Raw genomic sequence first — 22,652 nt, 5'->3', positions numbered from 1 at the left:
ACATTACCCGGAGCGTCGCGCTTTCCCCAAACCTCGCCGGTTGGGCGCGGTGCGTTATTCTCGCGCCGGGCCATCCGGAAGTTTCCGGGGTCCGTAGAGGGACAACTGGGGTGGCCGCCTTGTCAGCCCCAGAAGGCGCTTGTTATGGAAGCTGACATCCGGTCCGTCGAGGTCTACCCCACCGTATGAGCACTCCCCGTTGGTCCCTCTCGAGGGGCGCGACCCTGGTCGCTTTTCTGTTCGCCGTCGGTTGCAGCGAGAGCGACTACGTCCGGCTCTACCACAGCGAGGCCCGCGCCCCGAGCTACACCGTCGAGGACGTCGAGTCGATGAAGCACATGGGCGCGACGTTCACCGACCAGGGGGTCAACTTCGCCCTCTACTCGGAGAACGCGACGCGGCTGGAGCTGCTCCTGTTCGATGATCCGGAGAGCAACCGGCCCTCGCGCACCTATGAGCTGACGCGCTACGGGGACGTGTGGAACGTCTACGTGGAGGGCGTGGGCCTGGGGCAGCACTACGGCTTCCGGGCCTGGGGTCCCAACTGGGAGTTCGATCAACGCTGGTTCCCCGGCTCCATCCACGGCTTCCGCGCGGACGCGGACGTGGACGGCAACCGCTTCAACCCGAACAAGCTGCTGACGGACCCCTACTCGAAGGCGCTGCACCGGGACCACGACTGGAGCAAGGGCAGCACCGCCAGCGGGCCGGCGCGCACGGAGGTGACGTACGCGGCCTCCGCCAAGAGCGTCCTCGTCCAGAGCGACTACCAGTGGGGCGACGGGGAGCGGCAGTGGCGGGACAACCGCCAGAACGAGCAGTGGGCGGGACACAAGTGGCAGGACCTCATCGTCTACGAGGTCCACGCCAAGGGCTTCACCGCGGACCCCGCCAGCGGCGTGCGCTTCCCCGGCACCTACCGGGGCCTGGGCGAGAAGGCCGACTACTTCAAGGACCTGGGCATCACCGCCGTGGAACTGCTCCCCATCCACGAGAAGCCGCTGGACGGCGGGTACTGGGGCTACCAGACCATCAACTTCTTCGCGCCCGAGCTGTCCTACGCCGCCTTCAAGCGGCCGAACGAGGTCGTCGACGAGTTCAAGTGGATGGTGGAGGAGCTGCACAAGCGCGACATCGAGGTCATCGTCGACGTCGTCTACAACCACACCGGCGAGGGCGGCCTCTGGCGCGAGAAGCTGGAGTCGGACGACGTGCTGCCCGGTGAGCCGCTGGACTCGTTGGACCCGGCGGAGGTCGCCGGCGTGTACTCGTTCCGCGGCATCGACAATCAGGCGTACTACGGGCTCAACGGGGACCGGCGCACGTACTGGAACAACACGGGCGTGGGCAACCAGACGCGGCCCAACCACCGCCCCATGCGCAAGCTCATCATCGACAGCCTGCGCTTCTATGTCGAAGAGCTGCACGTGGATGGCTTCCGCTTCGACCTGGCGCCGATCCTGGGCGAGAGGGATCAGGACTACAACCGCTGGGACGACCCGAAGAACACGGTGCTTCAGGAGATCGTCGATGACCCGGTGCTCCAGCGCTACAACACGCGCATCATCGCGGAGCCCTGGAGCGCGGGCGGCTGGTACTGCATGCCCATGGGCGAGTTCCCCAACTCGCTCACCCAGCCCGGCAACGGCTGGTACGAGTGGAACGGCCGCTTCCGCGACTGGTGGCGCGCGTTCATCAACCGCGACGACTGGAAGCTCAACTCCAACGAGGGCTCGCTGTGCGGCAGGCCGGGCTCCGCGGACGGCGCCTTCCTGATGTACGGCAGCAAGGAGTGGTACTCGCGCAACGGCCGGCGCCCATACCACTCGATGAACTTCATCACCGTGCACGACGGCTTCACGATGTATGACTTGTTCACGTACGAGGTGAAGCAGAACAAGTGCGGCCCGCTCAACCCGGTGTGCTGCGACACGCCCAACAGCCCCTTCTGCGACAAGGTGAGCGGCGAGGACCACAACCGCTCGCGCAACTGGGGCCCGGTGGGTGACACGCGCGGGGAGAGCATGCGCCGGCAGATGATGCGCAACGCCTTCATGGCGATGATGATCAGCCACGGCACGCCCATGATTCTGGGCGGCGACGAGTGGATGCGCACGCAGTTGGGCAACAACAACGCCTACTCCACGCGCGCGGACAACCCCTTCAACTGGTACCAGTGGGGCGCCTACCTGGCGCGCGACGAGCGGCACCGGATGTACGAGTTCGTCAAGGCCGCCATCCGCCTGCGCAAGGAGCACGCCTACGCCTTTGCGCCGCCCGACTACGAGAAGGGCTCGCCCCTGGTGTGGAAGAGCGCCCAGAACACCGAGGAGGTGGGCTGGGACACCAAGCAGTTGATGATGCACTACCCCGACACGTCGTTCGGCCCGGAGCTGGTGGTGCTCATCAACATGGAGCCGCGCGCGGTGGAGTTCACCCTGCCGCCGGGGCGCCAGTGGAAGCGGCTCATCGACACCCAGGCGTACTTCGACAGTCCCGAGTACCTGTCCGCCACGGGCCTGGAGCCCCGTGTCACCGGCAACTCCTGGCTGGACGCGCCGTCCCCCGTGACGGGGGTGACCTACGGGGTGCCCGAGCGCACCATCGTCGTCCTGCGCGCGGAGTAGGGGCAGGCAGGCGAGGTGCGCTATAAGCGGGGCCCGTCCATGCGAGTCCTGCCAGCGCGCCTCGGCGCCCTCCTGCTGCTCTTCATCCCGCTCGTCACCCTGGCCGACGCGTCGAGAGATCGCTTCGGCGCCGCGGGTTACTTCCGCATCATGACCCGCCCGGATTTCTCGGGCGGCTCCGGCCAGCTCGGGTACTACTGGCTGTACGGCCGGCTCCTCAACGAGAGCCCCTACGGCGAGCTGAACCTGAGGCTGGACGTGCTCCAGTCCGCGCCGGGAACCGACGAGGCCTGGGCGGAGGTGCACACGCGCTTCTCCGGCACCTCGTTCCGCTCCGCGGACCCGGGCAACGGCTCCTTCGTCAACTTCCGCGCGGACTACCTGTTCGTGCGCGCCGGCAACATCCTGCTCGACAGGGTGACATGGCAGCTCGGCACGCTCGAGGACCGCTGGAATGACTTGCACATCTACGACCAGCGACCGGCGACGCTGCTCTGGGACACCGTGGGCCTGTCCGGCACGTACCAGGGAGACCGCTACGACGTACTGCTGGCGGTGGGTGACAGCGGCTACACGCTGCGGCCCCAGAAGTACAACACGGTGCTCACCGGTGCCGCGTCCTTCCGCTACCGCCTGATTCCGGGGCACCTGGAGCTGGGGGTGCGCGGGCAGCTCGGCTACGAGCCAGACGTGCGGGGCAATCGCAACGCGCTCTACGCGTCGCCCAACACCAACTACGAAGACTACGTGCGGCGCGAGGTGGTGCAGCGCTACTTCGAGCAGAACCCGGGTCAGGCGGACTACGAGGTGGGCAACCTGACTCCGCGCAGCGCGCTGTCGTACCGGGCCATGGGCTACGTGGGCTTCGGCAACCTGGGGCCGCTCATCTGGGACAACCTGTACCTCACCTTCGAGCGCAAGCACCCGGACCAGTCCTACACGGAGCGCGTCCGCGACAGGGAGTTCTCGGTCTTCATCGCGGACCAGACCGACGAGCGCTACGAGGCGGCGCTGGGCAACGAGGCCTACATCAAGCTCATCCCCGACAAGCTGGAGGCCCTGTGGGGCGTCTGGGTGGGGTACGCGTTCAACGAGGACAACGCCATCAAGCCCGGCGACGACGACCGCCTCATCGCGTCCACGGTGCTGCGGCTCCAGTACTTCCTCACCGAGCGCGTCCATCTCCTCGTGGAGACGAGCATCGCCACGGAGCGCAGCAAGAACGGCAACCTGTATCGCAACCACGTGGACTCGGTGTTCACCAACTCCGGGGGCGTGCCGGACTCGCGCGGCCTGGAGTACGGCGACAGCGACACGCGCAACACGTGGCAGGGCAAGGTGGGTGTCGTCCTCAATCCAACGGGACGAGGCATCTACGCGCGCCCCAGCTTGCGGCTGCTGTATGGCTTGCAGCACTCCTCGCAGCACGCGGCGTTCGGCAACTCCTTCGTGGATAGCCTGGACCAGTACAACACGTACATCGGCCCCGAGCGCCACTGGCACTCGGTGGTCGCCATCGAGGCCGAAGGATGGTTCTGAGACAGCGGTGGGTGGTCGTCCTCTTCCTGGCGCTCATGGCGTCGGGCTGCCTGAAGCGGCAGGGGCCGCCGGTGCTGGCGCCCGAGGGCACCGTGGTGGCGGTGGCCTATATCCGGGACGACGCGCAGCGACGCGGCACCGTGGCGCAGGTCCCCGAAGGCGTCCGTCAGCGCGTTCTGGAGGCGCTGGCCAAACGCAACCTCCAGGTGCAGGAGGTGCCCTACGAGCGGTACGCCACTGACTTCGCGAAGGTGACGGATTCGCAGCGCCGCTTCGCGATGCTCAAGGCTCAGGCCCCGGAGGCTCCGCTGCTGCTGCTGGTGGAGACGCGGGTGTCGTTCTTCGGCCAGGTGGGTGGGCGCTTCTCCTGGGACGTGTATGTGAAGACGACGGCGAACCGCGCCACGTCCACGCTGGAGCCGACCAGTGATTTGCAGGACTACGGCGCCGCGCTCCAGTTCGACCAGCAGCGCGAGGACGACGCGCAGAACGAGGTGTCCCGGCAGATTTCGGGGCAGGCCGCCGCGCTGTTCGACTCGTTCCTCGCCTCGCCCATGCTGGTGCCGAACACGGAAGGGGGCCCTGGCGTGGTGCCCGGCCTGGACGCGCCGGCAGGCGAGGGAATCGAGCCGGGCAAGAGCACGCCGACGGAGCTTCCGCCTCCCGGGCCCGAGGCCCCTCCCGTGCCGCCTCCCTCTCCCGCGCCGTACAGGGGCCTGTGGACGCCTCCGGCCGGAGACGCCATCTACTTCGTGATGGTGGACCGCTTCTCCAACGGGGACGCGGGCAATGACGGGACGGTGGATGCGAAGGACGCGCAGGCCTTTCACGGCGGAGACCTGCGGGGTGTCATCGACCGACTGGACGGGCTGAAGTCGCTCGGTGTCCGCACGGTGTGGCTTTCACCCGTCTTCCAGATGCGGACGGAGAAGTTCTACGGCTATGGCGCCTTTCACGGGTACTGGGTGGAGGACTTCGGGCGGGTGGAGCCGCGCTTCGGTGACGAGGCCCTGCTGACGCGGCTGTCGGACGAGCTGCGCCGCCGGGACATGCGGCTGGTGCTGGACGTGGTGCTCAACCACGTGGGCCCGGAGACGCGGCTCACGCGCGAGAAGCCCGAGTGGTTCCACGGCCTGGGGCCCATCGACAACTGGAATGACTCGCGCGAGCTGGTGATGCGCGACGTGCACGGGCTGCCGGACCTGGCGGTGGAGCAGGAGGCGGTCTACGCGCACCTGCTGTCGAAGTCGCTGAAGTGGGTGGACGCGGTGAAGCCCGCGGGCTTCCGCCTGGACGCCGTCAAGCACCTGCCGATGGACTTCTGGGCCCGCTACAACGACGACCTGCGCGCGCACGCGGGCAACGACTTCCTCCTCCTGGGTGAGCTGCTGGACGGCGACCCGGTGCTGCTGTCGCGGGTGATGAAGGAGGGCCGCTTCGGGACGATGTTCGACTTCCCGCTGGCCTTCGCGCTGGTGGATGTCTTCTGTCGGGGCCGCTCGCCGGCGCATCTGGGCGCGGTCCTCTTCAACGACCGGCTGAACCCGGCGCCCGGCTCCCTGGTGACGCTGCTGGACAACCACGATTTGCCCCGCGTCATGAGCGAGTGCGGCGGCGACGTGGAGAAGGTGAAGCGGGCGCTGGCGGTGCAGCTCACCGCGCGGGGTGTGCCGGCGCTGACGTACGGCATCGAGGAGGGGCTCACCGGCGCGAAGGAGCCGGAGAATCGGGGCGACATGCGCTTCACGCCGGACCACCCGCTGCGTGCGTGGATTGGTCGGCTGTTGGAAGCGCGGCGGGGCAGTGAGGCCCTCCAGCGTGGCGAGACCTTGGTGCTCGCCGCCCGGGAGGACCTCTTCGCCTATGCCCGTGTGACTCCCGACGAAGCCGTGTTCATCGGCATCAACTCCGGGACGAAGCCCCGGGATGTGTTCCTGCCGGAGGCGCTGGGCGAGGCGGGCCAGGGCGTGGACCCGCTGACGGGCTCGCAGGGCATGCTGGGGCGGCTCGCCGAGTCCGCGTATTTCCACGTCACGAATCCGCCCGGTCAGGTGACGCTGCGTCGGCTGAAGCCGCGCACGCCGGGTGGTTTCGCGGCGCTCGCCCAGCAGGCGCGGGCCTGGTCGCGCGGCGAAGGCGAGCGGCGCACCGTGGTGCTCGCGACGGGCGGTGCGTCCGTGCGCGTGGTGGGCGGCGGGCCGGAGCTGGGCGGGTGGAAGGCCGAGCGCTCGCTGCGCCCCGAGGCCGGCGCGGTGACACTGTCGCTGCCCGTGGGGGGCGTCTTCGAGTACAAGCTCGTCCGCGACGACGGCCCGGGGAAGTTCTCCTGGGAAGCGGGACCCAACCGTCTGCTCTACGTTCCCCAGTCGGATGAGTCCGACGTCGCGAGCCAGGAGCCCCTTCGCGTGGAAGTGGCCTGGGAGCAGCGCCCCGCTGCCGCGGCACCGTGGTCCCTCATCCGTCCCATCCTTCTCCGCTCCCGACCGGAGCTTTGACCCAGAGCCCGAAGTGAACGACCGACTCCTCCGCGCCGCACGCCGCCAGCCCACCGACACCACGCCCGTGTGGCTCATGCGTCAGGCGGGCCGCTACCTGCCCGAGTACCGGGCCATCCGCGGCAACATCGCCTTCCTGGACCTGTGCAAGCACCCGGACCTGGCCGCCGAAGTGACGGTGCAGCCGGTGACACGGCTGGGCGTGGACGCGGCCATCATCTTCTCCGACATCCTGATTCCCGTGGAGGCGATGGGAATCACGCTGGAGCTGGGGGACAAGGGCCCGCACTTCCCGGAGCCCGTGCGCACCGCGGCGGACATCGACAGGCTGGGCGTGCCGGACCCGGTGGAGGGCACGGGCTTCGTGGCGGAGGCCATCCGCCGCACGCGCAAGGCGCTCAATGACTCCGTGCCCGTCATCGGCTTCGCGGGCGCGCCCTTCACGCTGGCCGCGTACATGGTGGAGGGCGGCGGCTCCAAGAGCTACATCCTCATCAAGCGGCTGATGTTCGAGCAGCCCGCACTCGCGCACCGCCTGTTCGGCAAGCTCACCGACACGCTCATCCCCTACCTCAAGATGCAGGTGGAGGCGGGCGCGAGCATCGTCCAGATTTTCGACTCGTGGGGCGGTGAGCTGTCGCCGTGGGACTACGAGCGCTTCTGTCTGCCCTACCTGACGCGCATGGTGTCCGAGCTGAAGGCCACCGGCGTGCCCGTCATCGTGTTCGGCGTGGGCATGTCCACGCACCTGCCGCTGCTCCAGCGCACCGGCGCGGACGTGGTGGGCCTGGACTGGACGCTGCCCATGGACGAGGGCCGGCGCGTGCTGGGGCCGGACATCGCCGTCCAGGGCAATCTGGACCCGCTGCACCTGTTCCTTCCGCGTGAGGAATTGGATGGGCGCGTCAAAGACATCCTCCTGCGCGCGGGCCCCGTGGGGCACATCTTCAACCTGGGCCACGGCATCCTCCCGCCCACGGACCCCGAGGCCGCGAAGTTCGCCGTGGAGGCCGTGCACCGCCACGGCTTCGCGCTTCGTCAGGGAACGCTGACGCCGTAAAGCTTCAGGGCCGCTGCGCGCCGTCTGGGAATGCGCGCGGCCCGACGTAACCTTTCACGCCACACGGAGCTCGACTCTTGTGGCGTGAAAGGTCTCTGCGCGAGGCATTGAGCGGTGCGTCATCCCCGCAATGTCTTTGTTTGGTTTTGGGCACGAGCATTGCTCCCTCGCCGGCCGCAGCCCGCCATTCATTCACTCATCTCGATTCTGACCTCTTCGACCCGGACCGGTGCGGCTGAACCCGCGGCACCACGAGGAGCGTATGCAACATCGTCACTCACACCCCCGAACCACCCTTGGCTCAGCCATCACCTTGTTGGCCCTGATGGCCTTCACCTGGAGCGGCACCGCCCAGGCGCAGACCTTCACCCACGGCGTCGCGGACGGCTTCGTGCTGCCCACCGAGCCGGTGTCGCCCAGCACGGGCATGCTCAACTACATCGCGGCGAACTACACCTTCCCCGGCTCGCGTGCCTTCGACGACACGAGCATCGACCGGTGGTTCGCCACCACCTTCACCAACCTGCGTCGCAATGGCCCCATCTGTGGCGCCACCCTGCGCATGTCGGTGCGCAACCTGGGCAGCAATGACTCCATGGGTCTGCTGTTCATGGGCCCCGCGGGCACGCAGGTCGCCACCGGCTTTGGCGACTCCCTGACGAACCTGGGCATCGCCTTTGGCGCCACGGGCACCATCAACCTCAACCTGGCGGCGCTCCCCGGCGCGGTCAACCTCATCCCCACCCTCAACGCGCAGGGTTTCGTGGATGTCATCGTCCAGGACGACTCCGCGGTGGACTTCGTCTCGCTCACCATCACCCAGTGCCGCGTGGACGTGTACTCCAAGGACAACGGCAGCGACTTCGGCCTCACGCCGACGGTGGACCCCATCTGGATCAGCCCCGACATCCGCGTCTGCCAGACGGCCGGCTGCGTGGGCCACCAGAACCCGGAGTTCGGCCAGACGAACTTCGTCTACGTGACGCTGCGCAACAACGGTCCGCTCGTGCCCCCGGGCAACCCGGCGAGTGGCACGCTGCTCGTCTATTACACCGGCTCCGGTGGCGCGGCCGTGTGGCCCACGGACTGGGCGCCCATTGGCACCATCGCCGTCAGCATCCCCGCGGGCGCCACGCAGGAGTTCATGGTGCCCTGGACGGGCGTGCCGGCGCCGGGCCACTACTGCCTGCTGTCGCGGTGGGTGTCGACGCAGGACCCGATGACGCTGGTGGAGGTTGCGGGCTCCAACACGCTCAACAACACGCGTTGGAACAACAACCTGGCGTGGAAGAACATCAACGTGGTGAACCTGACGCCGTTCGCGCCCGCGAGCGAGTACGACTTCCGTCTGCGCAACCTGCTGCGTGACGCCCACGGCACGGCGGCCCTGGAGGTTCGCATTCCGGACCGCACCGGCGGCCCGTCCTTCCTGGAGCGCGGCCAGCTCTTCCTGACCCTGCCCGAGGAGCTGTGGGCGCGCTGGCAGCACCAGGGCACGGGCTTCGAGGTGGTGGGCGAGCGCCAGGTGCGCATCGTCAACCCGAACGGCGCGCGGCTGGAGGGCCTGATTCTGGACCCGAACGGCGCTCACCATGTCGGCGTGCGCTTCGTCGCGCAGGTGACTGATGCGGACCAGGGCAAGTTCGCGGTGGACCTGGTCCAGCACTCGGCCAGCGAGGAGAAGCCGGACAAGGTCGAAGAGGCGGGTGGCGTGCGCTTCGACATCACCGTGGGTCCGCAGTCGGACACCGGCGCGGGCACCAACGCGAAGAAGTAGGTGAACGGGGCCCGGCCCCGTGAGTAGCAGGACGAGGGGGTGGAGGTGCCCGTCATGGGTCCTTCGCCCCCTCGCTCTATTGGGGGCCGGACGCGCCTCGCGACAAGTGCTCGCGGATTGACTCTTGAGTCAATCGCGGGTTGACGCGGCGCATCACCGCCCGTTAGATGGGCCTCACTCGTCGTCGCAGGAGGGTGAGGCACACATGGCAAGCGAGAAGCGTAACGGTCACCGCAGGGTGGCCATCGTCCGCGGCCTGCGGACCCCATTCGTCAAGGCGGGCACTGTCTTCGCCGGGCTCACCGCGTTGGACCTGGGCCGCATGGTGGTCCAGGAGCTGGTGCAGCGCTCGGACCTGGACCCGAACGTCATCGACCAGTTGGTGTTCGGCACGGTGATTCCGTCGCTGACCGCGCCGTCCATCGCCCGCGAAGTCGTCATCGCCGCGGGCCTGCCGATGAAGATTGAAGCGGCGACGGTGACGAAGGCCTGCGCGACGTCCATCCAGGCGATGACGACGGCGGCCAACTCGATTGCGGTGGGCGAGGTGGACGTGGCCATCGCCGGCGGCACCGAGGCGATGTCGGACGCACCCGTGTTCACCAGCCGGCCCCTGGCGCATGCGCTGGCGGCGGCCTCCAAGGGGCGCTCGCTGCCAGAGAAGCTCAGGCCCTTCCAGAAGCTCAAGGCGACAGATCTGGTGCCGGTGCCGCCCGCCATCGCCGAGTACTCCACGGGCCTGTCCATGGGCGAGAGCGCGGAGAAGATGGCCAAGGAGAACGGCATCTCCCGCGACGAGCAGGACCGGATTGCATGGGCGTCGCACCGCAACGCGGCGGCGGCCTGGAAGGACGGGCGCTTCGACAACGAGGTGATGCACGTCTCGGTGCCGCCCCAGTACGAGCAGACGGTGACTCGCGACAACATCATCCGCGAGGACTCCTCGCTGGAGGCGCTGGGCAAGCTCAAGCCGGTGTTCGACCGCAAGTATGGCACCGTCACCGCGGGCAACGCGTCGCCGCTCACGGATGGCGCCGCCGCGCTGCTGTTGATGAGCGAGGAGCGGGCGAGGGCGTTGGGGTACGAGCCGCTGGGCTACCTGCGCTCGCACGCGTACGCGGCCACGGACCCGGGAGACCAGCTGTTGCAGGGGCCGGTGTACGCGGTGCCCACGGCGCTCAAGCGCGCGGGAATGAAGCTTTCGGACATCGACCTGGTGGAGATGCACGAGGCCTTCGCCGCGCAGGTGGGCAGCAACCTCCAGGCGCTCGCGTCCAAGGCGTTCGCGAAGAAGGCGGGCTGGAGCGAGCCGGTGGGGGAGATTGACCGCGAGCGGCTCAACGTCACGGGCGGCTCCATCGCCATTGGCCATCCCTTCGGGGCCACGGGGGCGCGCATCGTCACGCAGGCCCTCAACGAGCTGAAGCGTCGGAACAAGAACACGGTGATGTGCACCGTCTGCGCCGCCGGCGGCCTGGGCGCCGTGGTGGTCCTGGAGCGTGCGTGATGGCCATCAAGCTTGAAGAGCTGGAGGCGAAGCAGGGCTTCTCCCTCACCGTGGAGGACGGCGTCGCCGTCGTCTCGTTCGATTTGCCGGACTCGGCCGTCAACACGCTGTCCCCCGAGGTGGGCGCGGCCTTCACGCTCCTGCTGGAGGAGGTGGAGCGCGAGGCCCAGGTGAAGGCGGTGGTCTTCATCTCCGGCAAGAAGGACAGTTTCGTCGCCGGGGCGAAGATCGACTACCTGCAGACGCTCAAGACGGCGGAGGACGCCACCGCCATGAGCCAGCAGGGGCAGGTGGGCTTCGACCGGCTGGAGGCGTTCCCCAAGCCCGTTGTCGCGGCCATCCACGGCGCGTGTCTGGGCGGAGGCCTGGAGTGGGCGCTGGCGTGCCACTACCGCATCGCCACGGACAGCCCCAGGACGACGCTCGGCCTGCCGGAGGTGCAGCTCGGCTTGATTCCGGGCGCCGGCGGCACGCAGCGGCTGCCCGCGCTCATCGGTGTGCAGGCGGCGCTGGACCTCATCCTCACCGGGAAGAGCGTCAAGCCGTCCAAGGCGAAGAAGCTGGGCATCGTCGACGAGGTGGTGCCCACGCCCATCCTCCGCGCCATCGCGCTCCAGCGCGCCCGGGAGCTGGCCGCGGGCACGCTTACGCCCGAGCGCGCGCACGGCCAGGGCTTCAAGGCGGTGGGGCAGAAGAAGGGCGTCGCGGGCTTCTTCCAGGGACTTGCGAACAAGGAGCTGTGGGCGGAGGTCGCCCTGGAGGACAACCCGCTGGGCCGCAAGGTCCTCTTCGACCAGGCGCGCAAGCAGCTGAGGAAGAAGACGCGCGGCAAGTACCCGGCGCCGGAGAAGGCGTTGCAAGTCATTCGCGTGGGCCTGGAGTCCGGGCGCAAGGCGGGCCTGGAGGCGGAGGCGAAGGCGTTCGGCGAGCTGGTGATGTCGGACGTGTCGAAGCGGCTGGTGGAGGTCTTCTTCGCGACCACGGCGCTGAAGAAGGAGAACGGCACGGCGGACGCCAGCGTGAAGCCGCGCGAGGTGAAGAAGGTGGCCGTGCTGGGCGGCGGGCTGATGGGTGGAGGCATCGCCTACGTGGCCGGTGTGCTCCAGGGCGCGCAGGTGCGGGTGAAGGACAAGGACGACGCGGGGGCCAGCCGCGCGATGAAGCAGGTGCAGGGCATCCTGGACGAGCGGGTGAAGCGGCGCTCGCTCACCTGGCGCGAGGCGGCGGCGAAGCAGGCGCGGATTACGGCCGGCACCGACTACAGCGGCTTCAAGGCGGCGGACCTGGTCATCGAGGCGGTGTTCGAGGACCTGAAGCTCAAGCACCGCATGCTCGCGGAGGTGGAGGCCGTCACCGGCCCCGACGCCATCTTCGCGTCCAACACCTCCAGCATCCCGATTACCGAGCTGGCCAAGGGCAGCCAGCGGCCCGCGCAGGTCATCGGCATGCATTACTTCAGCCCGGTCAACAAGATGCCGCTGCTGGAGATCATCACCCACGCGGGCACCGCGGACTGGGTGACGGCCACCTGCGTGGAGGTAGGGCGCAAGCAGGGCAAGACGGTCATCGTCGTGAACGACGGTCCGGGCTTCTACACCTCGCGCATCCTCGCGCCGTACATGAACGAGGCCGCGCACCTGCTGGCCGAGGGCGCGGACATCGCCGCGCTGGACAAGGCGCTGGTGGAGTTCGGCTTCCCGGTGGGGCCGATGACGCTGTTGGACGAGGTGGGCATCGACGTGGCCCACAAGGTGGGGCCCATCATGGAGGCGGCCTTCGGCAAGCGCATGGCGGCGCCGAAGTCGCTGGATGGCGTGGTGGCCGATGGCCGGCTGGGCCGCAAGAGCCAGAAGGGCTTCTACCTCTACGAGAACGGCAAGAAGAAGGAGGTGGACCCCACCGTCTACGGGCTCCTGCCGCACGGCAAGGAGCGCAAGTCGTTCGATGCCTCGGAGATGGCGGAGCGACTGGTGTTCCAGATGGTGAACGAGGCCATCCGCTGCCTGGGTGAAGGCATCCTGCGCAGCGCGCGCGACGGCGACGTGGGCGCCATCTTCGGCCTGGGCTTCCCGCCGTTCCTCGGGGGCCCGTTCCACTTCGCTGACAGCAAGGGGCCCGCGGAGTTGCTGCGGAAGCTGGAGCACTACCAGGACAAGCTCGGTGAGCGCTTCACGCCCGCGCCGCTCCTGGTGGAGATGGTGAAGGCAGGCAAGACGTTCTACCCGCGCTGAGCGCGAGGTGACCGGGGTGGGGGGCGCGACTTCCCACCCCGGTGCTTGACCGGGGCGGTGTTCTAGGAACAGCCTGCCGCCCGCATGGCCCGCTCCGCGTCCCGCACCATCGCCCTGGTTGTCCTCGTCGCAGTCCTGCTCTGCGGCGCAGCCGCGGCGGCGGGGGCGTGGCGCTACTTCCACAAGAATCCGCAGAACCCCGTCGTCCGGTTGGACGAGTACGTCACCATGGGTTGGGTGGCGTGGGATTCGAGCTGGTACATGCGGATTGCCCAGGAGGGCTACCAGTACACGCCGGGCGAGCAGAGCTCGGTGGCCTTCTTCCCGCTCTATCCGCTGGTCATCCGCGCGGTGGAGACACTGGGGCCCAACGTCTATCAGGCAGGGGTGCTGATAACCCTGCTGTGTGGCCCGCTGGCGCTGCTCATGTTCACGCGCTGGGCGAAGCTGCTGACGGATGACGACACGGCGCTGAAGGCCGGGCTGTTGATGGCGCTGTATCCCTTCACCATGTACTTCTACGGCGCCATGTACTCGGACGCGCTGTTCGTCCTGCTGGTGGTGTCGTCCTTCCTGCTCCTGGAGAAGGGGCACCTGGCTCCGGCGGTGCTGGTGGCGGCCGTGGCCACGGCGGCGCGGCCGGTGGCGCCCGCGGTGGTGCTGGGGCTGCTCGTGCGGCGGCTGGAGTGGAAACACGCGCGGGGCGAGAAGTGGGGCGTGGTGGACTTCATGCCGGTGCTCTCGGGCCTGGGCTTCGGTTGCTACATGCTCTACCTGTGGCACCAGTTCGGAGACCCGCTCGCCTTCGTGAAGGTGCAGGGCGCGGCGGGCTGGTCGCAGCAACCCGGCTGGCACACGTGGCTCAAGGTGGGCTGGTTCGAGCGCGTGGTGCTCAACCCCACCGACAAGCGCGAGGCCTTCCGACTGGCCGCGCACGCGTTCTTCACCTTCCTGGCGCTCGCGTTGGTGTGGCCCACGCGCAAGCTTTTGGGGTGGGGCTACGCGGTGTATGTGCTGGCGATTGTCGGCCTGCCTGCATGGTCCACGAAGGACTTCATGGGCATGGGGCGGTATCTGCTGTCCTCGTTCCCGGTCTTCCTCACGGGCGCGCTCTTGTTGAGGCAGCGGCCGCGCGTGCTTCAAGGGGCGCTCGCGGTGGGCGCGGTGTCGCTGCTCGTCCTGTCGTGGGCCTTTGGCGCGGACTACTACATCTCATGAGCACGCTCCTCGAGCAGGCCCTCGCGCTGTACGCCGGACTCCCCGCCGCCGAGCGTTTCCATGTGCATGCGCGGGCGTCCTCCGCGCCGCTGCTCGCGGTGGCCGAGCGGGTGTCGGGTGGCATCGTGGCGGACATCGGCTGTGGACACGGCCTGCTCTCCGCGCTGCTGGCGTTGGCGGAGCCGAGTCGCACGGTGCACGGTGTGGACCCGGACCCCCGAAAGGTGACGTGGGCGCGCGAGGCGCTGTCGGGGTTGCCGCAAGTGAAGCTCGCGGAGGGGACGGTGGAGGACGTGCTGGCCCCCGCGCTGCCGCGCGCGTGTGACACGGCGGTGGTGTGTGACGTGCTCTACCTGCTGCCCGACGCGAAGTGGCCCGCGTTCCTTCGCACGGTGCATGGCCTGCTCAAGCCGGGAGGACGCTTCCTGTTGAAGGAGGTGGAAGGGGACGGCTCCTGGAAGCACCGCAAGGCGCTGGCGCAGGAGTGGGTGATGGTGTCGCTGCTGCGGCGCACGAAGGCGAGCGGTGGAATGGTGCTCAAGCCTCGCGCGGAGATGATGGCCCTGCTCCAGGACGCGGGCTTCACCGTGCGCGAGGTGGTGGACCTGGGGCGCGGCTACACGACGCCTCACGTGCTGTACGTCGCGGAGGCGAGTGCTCCGTAGGTCGTGCCGTGACGACGCGAGGCGGCCGCCTTCTGTCGTGCGCCAGGCGAGCGACGCGAACGTTGTGCCGCGATTCAATGCGGGCCGAACTCGGTCGTGCGCGCCATGGCGCCGAGGCGAGTGACGCGAGGCGGGTTGCCTTCGCTCGTGTGCTCTACGCCGCGGAGGCGAGCGTCCCGTAGCTGTGGAGCTGGATGCCTCGCTCGTCGAGGCGCGCCCTCACGCGAGGACTGGTGAGCGCCGCCAGCTCCGCCTGCCAGCCATAACGCCACGCCGGGTCCTCTGGCACCTGCGGCGCGCCCTCACCGGGATGGCAGCCCAGCTCGAAGTCACCCGAGGGCAGGGCGTCCAGCGCGGCGAGCAGCGCGGCCTCGTCCAGTCGCCCCGCCTCGAAGACGCCTCCCGCGCTCACCCGTCGCACGCCTTGGGGCGCACGAGGCGCGGTGCGCGCCAGCACCGTCAACAGCGTCGTCTTCAGCGCGGGCCCAGGCGTTCGCAGCCACGACACGCGGGGCAGGGCGTCCGGCCAGCGCACGGGGAGCTTCTCGCGCGCGGCCAGTGACTCCACGAGCGGCCGGATGCCCGGCAGCACATGCAGGTGCTGGTGCCCGTCCAGATGGTCCACCGCCACGCCCAGCTCGCGCGCTCGCTGAAGCTGCGCGTCAAGCTCCAGCGCCACTTCCTCGCGTCGCACCTTCCCCAGGAGCCAGTCCCGCGCGAAGTCCGCCCAGCTCCCCCGCAGCCTGCCTCCAGGGGCCACCGTGCTCACCGCCTCCGCGGGCGCGGCCGGAGCCAGCCGCGTGGACAGCGCCAGGTGCAGCCCCACCGCGAGCCCCTGCGCCTTCGCGCGGGAAGCGGCCTCGCTGGCCGTGGGCCCCATGGCCAGCAACGTGGCACTGGTGACGATGCCCTCGCGGTGCGCTCGGAGGATGCCCGCGTCCAGCGACGGGTGCAGCCCCAGGTCGTCCGCATTCACCACCAGGCGCGTGGGGCGCGAAGTCACGGCCCGCTCAGCCCCGCGCCGTACGGCCGCCCGAGGACACCGTGCGCAGCGGCTGCACCGACGGAGGCAGGCGCACCGGCTGCGTGGGCGGCGTCGGCGTGCGCGTCTCCGGGTACAGCTTCACCAGCTCCTTCACCATCTTCACGATGACCGAGGGTGAGGCCAGCGTGGACACGCCACGGGTGCGCGGGAAGTAGTCCACGCCCATCTGGAACACGCGGAAGCCCTTGCGAATGGCCTTCACCACCAGCTCCGCGTCGATGAACGAGCCCTGGCTCTTGAGCTCCATCGACTCCAGCACCCGGCGGTGCATCACCTTGAAGCTGAAGTTGACGTCCTTGATCTGGATGTCGAACAGCGCCCGGATGAGCATGTTGTAGACGAACGAGTAGACGATGCGCTTGGGCCCCTCGCTCGTGCGGTCGAACCGGAAGGCGCAAATCATGTCCGCCTCCAGGTACTCCAGCAGGTGCAGCGAGCGCTCCAGCTCCCGCAGGTCCCACGGCAGGTCGATGTCCGAGTAGACGACGATGTCCTTCGTCGACGCCGCGAGGCCCGTGCGCATCGCCCCGCCCAACTTCAGATTCACCGGATGGGTGATGACCCGCAGCTGCGGAATCCGCTGCGCCATGGCCTCCGCCAGCTCCTGCGTCCGGTCCGTCGACGCGTCGTTGACGACGATGATTTCAAAGTCGTCCGTCAGTTGCGGCAGCACCTCCATGGCCCTCCCCACCGCCCGTTCGACGTAGTCCTCCTCGTTCCAGGCGGGAAGGAAGAGGCTGATGCTGGGGTACTTGGCCACGGAGGACCTCGGGGTACGGGGGGACTGCTCGGGCGGTTCGGTACCAAGCCCTGGGTCCTAAATCAATCATGGGGCTCCCACCCGAGAGCACCTGTGTGGTACCGTGGAGTTACCATTTTCCGGGGATACTGTGACCCTCAGGCCCTGCACCTTGTTGGTGGTGGACGAAGCGGAGTCAACCCTGGCCCGGCTGGCGCGGGCGCTCGGGCCGGAGGACTTCTGCCTCCGGCTGGCCTCCCCAGGGCCCGAGGTAGGCCGGCTGGCGCGAGAGGTGGACCTGGTGGTGTGGGTCGCCCGCTCGGCTGGCGAGCCGTCATCCCTGGAGTGGCTCGACAAGTTGCTGGCCCTGGAAGGACCGCCAGGTCCCCCCGTCGTGCTCCTGGCGGACAGGGAAACCCGGGGCGTCTGGTTGGGTGCGCTCGCCCAGGGAATTGAGGTCGTCTTTGACCCATGGGATGCGGAAGAACTGCGGGCCCGGGTGGAAAAAAGCCTGCGGACCCAGGCCCGGCTGACCCAGCTATCCAACCAGGTGGGTGAGCTGCAGCGGCTGTCCTCGACGGACGGGCTGACGGGGGTCCACAACCACCGCCATTTCCAGGAGCGGCTGCGCGAGGAGTTCCGCCGGGCACAGCGTTACGACGACCCGCTGGCACTCATCCTGTTGGACCTGGACCACTTCAAGCAGGTGAACGACAGGCACGGCCATACCGCGGGGGACGGAGTGCTCCGGGAGGTGGCCGCCGCCCTCCAGCGCAGCGTGCGCGAGACGGACCTGGTGGCTCGGTACGGGGGCGAGGAGTTCGCTGTCCTGCTGCCTCGCACCCACCTGACGGGTGCCCTGTCCGTCGCGGAGCGTGTCCGCCGGGATTTGGCGACCCTGCGGGTAGGGCCGGATGGAGCACTTCTGGTGACGGCCTCGCTGGGCGTCTCCAGTTTTCCCCACCGCACCGTCCTCAGCCCCGAGCAGCTGCTGCTCACCGCCGACGAGGCCCTCTACCGGGCCAAGGACGAGGGGAGGGATCGCATCTGTCTCCACTCTCAAATGTCCCTCTTGCCGCCCTCCTCCTCGCAGGGCGACTGACCTGGGTCAAAGACCCTGGGTTGGTATTGACCCATGAATAGGGGATGAGTCTAAGATGACCCCGGCCCTCGATTGTCGGGGAGTCGAATCATCTCGTGATTCCATGGGTTTGCAGTGCCCCACCGGCTGGCAAACGCATTGCAAATGTCATGGGACGGAAAGAATCCCATGGGACCCCTCGCCGCACAGCTCCCGAAGCCCGAAGCCGCCCCGCGCGGCCGGCTGCTGCTCGTGGACGACGAGGAGAACATCCTCAAGTCCATCCGCCGGGTGCTGCGTCGGGGTGACTGGGATATCGAAACCGCGACGGACGCCGAGCAGGCGCTGAGGACGGTGGAGGAGTTCCGTCCCGAGGTCGTCATCTCCGACTTCCGCATGCCGGGGATGAACGGGGTGGAGTTCCTGACGCGGGTGAAGCAGCAGGAGCCGCGCGCCCAGCGCATCATGCTCACCGGGCAAGCGGACCAGCAGGCCATTGAAGAGGCCATCAACCGCTCCGAAATCTTCCGCTTCATCTCCAAGCCCTGGAACGACAGCCACCTGGTGCTGACGGTGAAGAGCGCGTTCGAGCAGTACGCGCTGCAGGCGGAGAACGAGCGGCTGTACCGGGTGACGCAGGCGCAGAACGCGGAGCTGAAGCTGCTCAACGCGGACCTGGAGGAACGCGTCGCGCAGCGCACGCGGATGCTCAGCCAGGCCAAGCGCGAGTGGGAGCTGTCGTTCGACTGCATGGAGACGCCGCTGTGTGTCGTCCGCGGTCGCGACTTCGCGGTGCGGCGGGCGAACCTGGCGTACGCGCATGTGGCCGGGCGCTCCATCGAACAGATTCCGTCGGACGTCGCCTGCTATCGCTACCTCTTCGGCCGCAACGAGCCGTGCACGGGCTGCCCGCTGCCGGCGGCGATGGAGAGTGGCAAGGGCGCGCGCGGTGAGGTGCAGCAGGGGGGCAGGACGTACGTGGTGGCCGCGTACCCCATGGCCGGGGATGAGCGGGTGGTGTGCACGTATCGCGACGTCACCGAGGAGCAGGCGATGACGCGCCGGCTCATCGAGACGGAGAAGATGGCGGCGGTGGGGCAGCTGGCGGGGGGCGTGGCGCATGAAATCAACAATCCGCTGGGCGGCATCCTGGCGTTCGCGCAGCTCATGTCGCGCGACGCGGGCCGTGACGACGCGGACCTGGAATCGCTGGGACTGATTGAAGAGAGCGCGCTGCGCTGCAAGCGCATCGTCGAGAGCCTGCTGAAGTTCAGCCGGCACAGCCGCGTGGAGGACCGGCGGCTGTTCGACCTGTCGCGCTGCGTGGAGGACGCCGCGGTGCTCTTCCGCGCGCAAATCAAGGCCACGCCTCGCGCGGAGCTGTCCCTGGGTTTGAAGGAAGGGCTCCCCAAGGTGTACGGGGACCCCGGCACGCTCGCGCAGGTGGTGCTCAACCTGCTCCAGAATGGCCTTCAGGCGCTGCCCCGGCGCGAAGGAAAGCTGACGCTGGAGACGGGCCGCGAGGGAGACCGCTGCTTCTTCGCGGTGTCCGACACCGGCTGCGGAATCGAGGAGCGGCACCTGCCGCGCATCTTCGAGCCCTCCTTCACCACCAAACCCCCCGGTGAGGGCACCGGGCTGGGTCTGTCCATCGCGTACCGCATCGTCCAGGACCACGGGGGCAGCTTCCACGTCGACACCCAGGTGGGCGCCGGCTCCCGTTTCACCGTCTTCCTGCCCATTCCCCTGCAGCTCGAGAGGTTGCCGTGAACCAAGTCAAGCGCGCCAAAGTCCTCGTCGTGGATGACGACTCCGTCGTCCTCAAGGCCGTGACGCAGATTCTCCAGCGCGAGGGCCACCCGGTGGTGGCCATTGATGACGCGGTGGAAGGTCTGACGGCGGCCAAGGACCCGTCCATCGACGTCGTCGTCCTCGACATCAAGATGCCGAACCTGTCCGGCATGGACCTGCTCCGCGGAATCAAGGCGGACCGTCCGGACGTGGAGGTCATCATGATGACGGCCTTCGCCACCGTGGAGACGGCGGTGGAGGCGGTGAAGGCGGGGGCGTACGACTACCTCACCAAGCCCTTCGAGAACATCGACGAGGTGAGCCTCACGGTGGCCAAGGCGGCCGAGCGCAAGGCGCTCAAGGACCGCACCCGCGCGCTGGAAGAGGCGCTCACCGTGCGCAGCCAGTTCGAGGACCTCATCGGCCAGTCGCCGCAGATGCGCTCGGTCTTCAAGCTGGTGGAGACCGTCAGCCACTCCACCGCCACGGTGCTCATCCAGGGCGAGAGCGGCACGGGCAAGGAGCTGGTGGCGCGCGCCATCCACTACCGCAGCTCGCGCAAGGACAAGCCCTTCGTCGCCGTCAACTGCTCGGCGCTCACGGAGACGCTGCTGGAGAGCGAGCTGTTCGGCCACATCAAGGGCAGCTTCACCGGCGCCACGGGCAACAAGAAGGGCCTGTTTGAAGCGGCCGACGGCGGCACCATCTTCCTGGATGAGATTGGCGATGTGCCTCCCGCCACCCAGGTGCGCCTCTTGCGCGTGCTGCAGGAGGGTGAAGTCAAGCGCGTGGGCGCCAACGAGCCCGTCAAGGTGGACGTGCGCGTCATCGCCGCCACCCACGTGGACCTGTCCCGCGCCAAGGAGCAGGGCAAGTTCCGCGAGGACCTCTTTTATCGCCTCAACGTCATCACCATCGACCTGCCGCCCCTGCGCGACAGGCCGCAGGACGTGCCGCTGCTCGCGCACCACTTCCTGAAGCTGTACGCCTCCAAGGCGGACAAGAAGGTGGCGGGCATCTCCCCGCGCGCCATGGAGGCCCTCACCTGCAACCGGTGGACGGGCAACGTGCGCGAGCTGGAGAACGTCATCGAGCGCGCGGTGGTGCTCACCAGCAACGAGGTCATCGACGTGGAGGACCTGCCGCCCGGCTTCCAGTCGGCGCCGCAGGCCGACTCGGCGGTGGAGGTCTTCTCGCTGGCGCACCTGCCGTACGCCCAGGCCAAGCGCCTGGCGATGCGCGCCTTCGAGCGCCGCTACCTGTCCGCGCTCCTGGAGAAGAACAACCAGAACGTCTCCAGCGCCGCGCGCGCCGCGGGCGTGGACCGCTCCAACTTCCGCCGCCTGCTCAAGCAGTACGAAGTCGCCGGCCGCTCCATGAAGCCGCGCGTCCTCAAGGACGACGACGTCGACGGAGTGGAGACGTTGGAAGCAGCCTCCTAGTTCATCCCTCCTCGCCAGGCTCGCGGACTCGCTCCGCGAGCTGGCGTTGGATGGCTTCGTAGCGCTCGGCCAGCTCCGCCTCGTGCCCGTTGCGGGTGGGGGTGTAGAAGCTCCGGGCGCGCAGGGCCTCGGGCAGGTAGTCCTCCGGGACGTAGTTGCCCTCGAAGTTGTGCGGGTACTTGTAGCCGCCCCCGTAGCCCAGGGACTTCATCAGCTTCGTGGGCGCGTTGCGCAGGTGCAGGGGCACCGGCAGCGCGCCCTCCTTCGTCACGGCCTCGCGCACGGCGGTGTACGCGGCGATGACCGCGTTCGACTTGGGCGCCAGCGCCAGGTACGTCACGGCCTGGGTGAGGGGCAGGGTGCCCTCCGGCAGGCCCACGAACTGGAAGGCTCGCAGCGCGTCCACCGCCACGCTCAACGCGCGTGGGTCCGCGTTGCCGATGTCCTCCGAGGCGAAGATGACCATGCGCCGGAGGACGAAGATGGGGTCCTCGCCCGCCTCCAGCATGCGCACCATCCAGTACAGCGCGCCGTCCACGTCGCTGCCGCGCATGGATTTGATGAAGGCGCTGATGACGTTGTAGTGCTCCTCGCCGCCCTTGTCGTAGAGCAGCGTCTTCTGCTGGAGGGCCTCCTCGGCGACCTTGCGGTCCACCTTCTCTCCGCCGTGGGCCGCGGCCACCTCCAGGCCGGTGAGGGCCTTGCGGGCGTCTCCGCCGGCCGTGCTCGCGAGGAAGCTCAGCGCCTCGTCCTCCACCACCACCTTGCCGCCCAGGCCGCGTGCGTCCGCGACGGCCCGGCGCAGCAGCGGCACCAGCTCCTCCTCCTCCAGGCCGCGCAGGGTGACGACGCGGCAGCGGGACAGGAGCGCGGCGTTGACCTCGAACGACGGGTTCTCCGTGGTGGCGCCGATGAGCGTCACGGTGCCCTTCTCCACGTGGGGCAACAGGGCGTCCTGCTGCGACTTGTTGAAGCGGTGGATTTCGTCGATGAACAAGAAGGTGCGCTGGCGATGCAGGTTCCACCGCTCCTGGGCGCGGGCCACCGTCTCGCGGATGTCCTTCACGCCGGCGAGGACGGCGGACACCGAGTCGAAGGCGGCGCCGGTGGAGCGGGCCACCAGCCCCGCGAGCGTCGTCTTGCCGGTGCCCGGAGGCCCCCAGAGGATGAGGCTGGGGACCTGGTCGCTCTCGATGGCCCGGCGCAGGAAGCGGCCCTCTCCGGTGATGTGCTCCTGGCCGACGAACTCGTCGAGGGCGCGTGGACGCATCCGCTCCGCGAGCGGGGCCCGACGGGCCTGCTCCTTCTGGCCGGCATGTTCGAAGAGGTCCATGGAAGCTCCAAACCTAGCGCCCCGAAGGGCTCCTCGCCGGGGCGTCTGTCCGATGGGAGAGCCCTTGCGCAAATCAGGGGAGCGCCCGGGTGCCCGCCTGGA

General features: G+C 68.6%; 15 protein-coding genes. 12 read left to right on the top strand and 3 right to left on the bottom strand.

All coding sequences use genetic code 11. The features are described 5' to 3' along the window. The first annotated feature begins 185 nt into the window (after positions 1 to 185). The 9 genes from HUA78_RS02815 to HUA78_RS02775 all read left to right on the top strand — a co-directional run bounded on the left by HUA78_RS02815 (position 186) and on the right by HUA78_RS02775 (position 15,119). Positions 186 to 2,627, top strand: a complete 2,442-nt coding sequence (locus HUA78_RS02815) for a glycogen-debranching protein (RefSeq protein ID WP_174453307.1) — start codon at positions 186 to 188, stop codon at positions 2,625 to 2,627. Between the two features lie 39 nt (positions 2,628 to 2,666). Next, positions 2,667 to 4,166, top strand: coding sequence for a hypothetical protein (locus HUA78_RS02810; protein WP_174475603.1), 1,500 nt, complete (start codon positions 2,667 to 2,669; stop codon positions 4,164 to 4,166). Further along, positions 4,157 to 6,661, top strand: coding sequence for an alpha-amylase family glycosyl hydrolase (locus HUA78_RS02805; protein WP_174475602.1), 2,505 nt, complete (start codon positions 4,157 to 4,159; stop codon positions 6,659 to 6,661). The genes HUA78_RS02810 and HUA78_RS02805 overlap by 10 nt, the downstream gene beginning before the upstream one ends. A gap of 13 nt (positions 6,662 to 6,674) precedes the next feature. Further along, positions 6,675 to 7,721, top strand: a complete 1,047-nt coding sequence (gene hemE / locus HUA78_RS02800) for a uroporphyrinogen decarboxylase (protein ID WP_174465923.1) — start codon at positions 6,675 to 6,677, stop codon at positions 7,719 to 7,721. Between the two features lie 325 nt (positions 7,722 to 8,046). Beyond that, positions 8,047 to 9,498, top strand: coding sequence for a hypothetical protein (locus HUA78_RS02795; RefSeq protein ID WP_254614256.1), 1,452 nt, complete (start codon positions 8,047 to 8,049; stop codon positions 9,496 to 9,498). Between the two features lie 205 nt (positions 9,499 to 9,703). Beyond that, a complete protein-coding gene (gene fadI, locus HUA78_RS02790) occupies positions 9,704 to 11,005 on the top strand; it encodes an acetyl-CoA C-acyltransferase FadI (RefSeq protein ID WP_174475600.1) in 1,302 nt (433 codons plus the stop codon). Then, positions 11,005 to 13,236 (top strand): fatty acid oxidation complex subunit alpha FadJ, encoded by a 2,232-nt coding sequence (gene fadJ, locus HUA78_RS02785; protein ID WP_174453312.1) that lies wholly within the window; start codon positions 11,005 to 11,007, stop codon positions 13,234 to 13,236. Before fadI ends, fadJ begins: the two co-directional genes overlap by 1 nt. 84 nt (positions 13,237 to 13,320) lie before the next feature. Continuing rightward, complete coding sequence (locus HUA78_RS02780) at positions 13,321 to 14,454, top strand: mannosyltransferase family protein (protein WP_174453313.1); 1,134 nt, start codon at positions 13,321 to 13,323, stop codon at positions 14,452 to 14,454. Further along, positions 14,451 to 15,119 carry a class I SAM-dependent methyltransferase gene (locus HUA78_RS02775; protein ID WP_174475599.1) on the top strand — a complete coding sequence of 223 codons (669 nt, stop codon included), beginning with the start codon at positions 14,451 to 14,453 and terminating at the stop codon, positions 15,117 to 15,119. Before HUA78_RS02780 ends, HUA78_RS02775 begins: the two co-directional genes overlap by 4 nt. Positions 15,120 to 15,273: 154 nt before the next feature. Here the strand turns inward: HUA78_RS02775 and HUA78_RS02770 are convergent, their stop codons facing one another. After that, positions 15,274 to 16,122 carry a ChbG/HpnK family deacetylase gene (locus HUA78_RS02770; RefSeq protein ID WP_174461387.1) on the bottom strand — a complete coding sequence of 283 codons (849 nt, stop codon included), beginning with the start codon at positions 16,120 to 16,122 and terminating at the stop codon, positions 15,274 to 15,276. A 7-nt stretch (positions 16,123 to 16,129) separates the two neighbouring features. Next, a complete protein-coding gene (locus tag HUA78_RS02765) occupies positions 16,130 to 16,924 on the bottom strand; it encodes a glycosyltransferase family 2 protein (protein ID WP_174453316.1) in 795 nt (264 codons plus the stop codon). 130 nt (positions 16,925 to 17,054) lie between these two features. Between HUA78_RS02765 and HUA78_RS02760 the strand changes: the two genes are divergently transcribed. From HUA78_RS02760 to HUA78_RS02750, 3 genes are all read left to right on the top strand, one after another. Further along, a complete protein-coding gene (locus HUA78_RS02760) occupies positions 17,055 to 18,005 on the top strand; it encodes a diguanylate cyclase (protein ID WP_371745476.1) in 951 nt (316 codons plus the stop codon). 168 nt (positions 18,006 to 18,173) lie between these two features. Next, positions 18,174 to 19,754, top strand: a complete 1,581-nt coding sequence (locus tag HUA78_RS02755) for an ATP-binding protein (RefSeq protein ID WP_141641053.1) — start codon at positions 18,174 to 18,176, stop codon at positions 19,752 to 19,754. Beyond that, the gene (locus HUA78_RS02750) at positions 19,751 to 21,217 is read left to right on the top strand and encodes a sigma-54 dependent transcriptional regulator (protein ID WP_141641054.1); all 1,467 of its coding nucleotides are present in this window, start codon (positions 19,751 to 19,753) and stop codon (positions 21,215 to 21,217) included. Before HUA78_RS02755 ends, HUA78_RS02750 begins: the two co-directional genes overlap by 4 nt. A 1-nt stretch (position 21,218) precedes the next feature. Here the strand turns inward: HUA78_RS02750 and HUA78_RS02745 are convergent, their stop codons facing one another. Then, on the bottom strand, positions 21,219 to 22,550 hold the full coding sequence (locus HUA78_RS02745) for a replication-associated recombination protein A (protein WP_174475598.1): 1,332 nt from the start codon (positions 22,548 to 22,550) through the stop codon (positions 21,219 to 21,221). Positions 22,551 to 22,652: the final 102 nt, after the last annotated feature.

The sequence above is a fragment of the Myxococcus sp. CA033 genome (assembly GCF_013336625.1).
Taxonomy (GTDB): domain Bacteria; phylum Myxococcota; class Myxococcia; order Myxococcales; family Myxococcaceae; genus Myxococcus; species Myxococcus llanfairpwllgwyngyllgogerychwyrndrobwllllantysiliogogogochensis.
The sequence above is the reverse complement of the archived record's forward strand: the minus strand, read 5'-3'. Positions and strand labels throughout refer to the sequence as shown.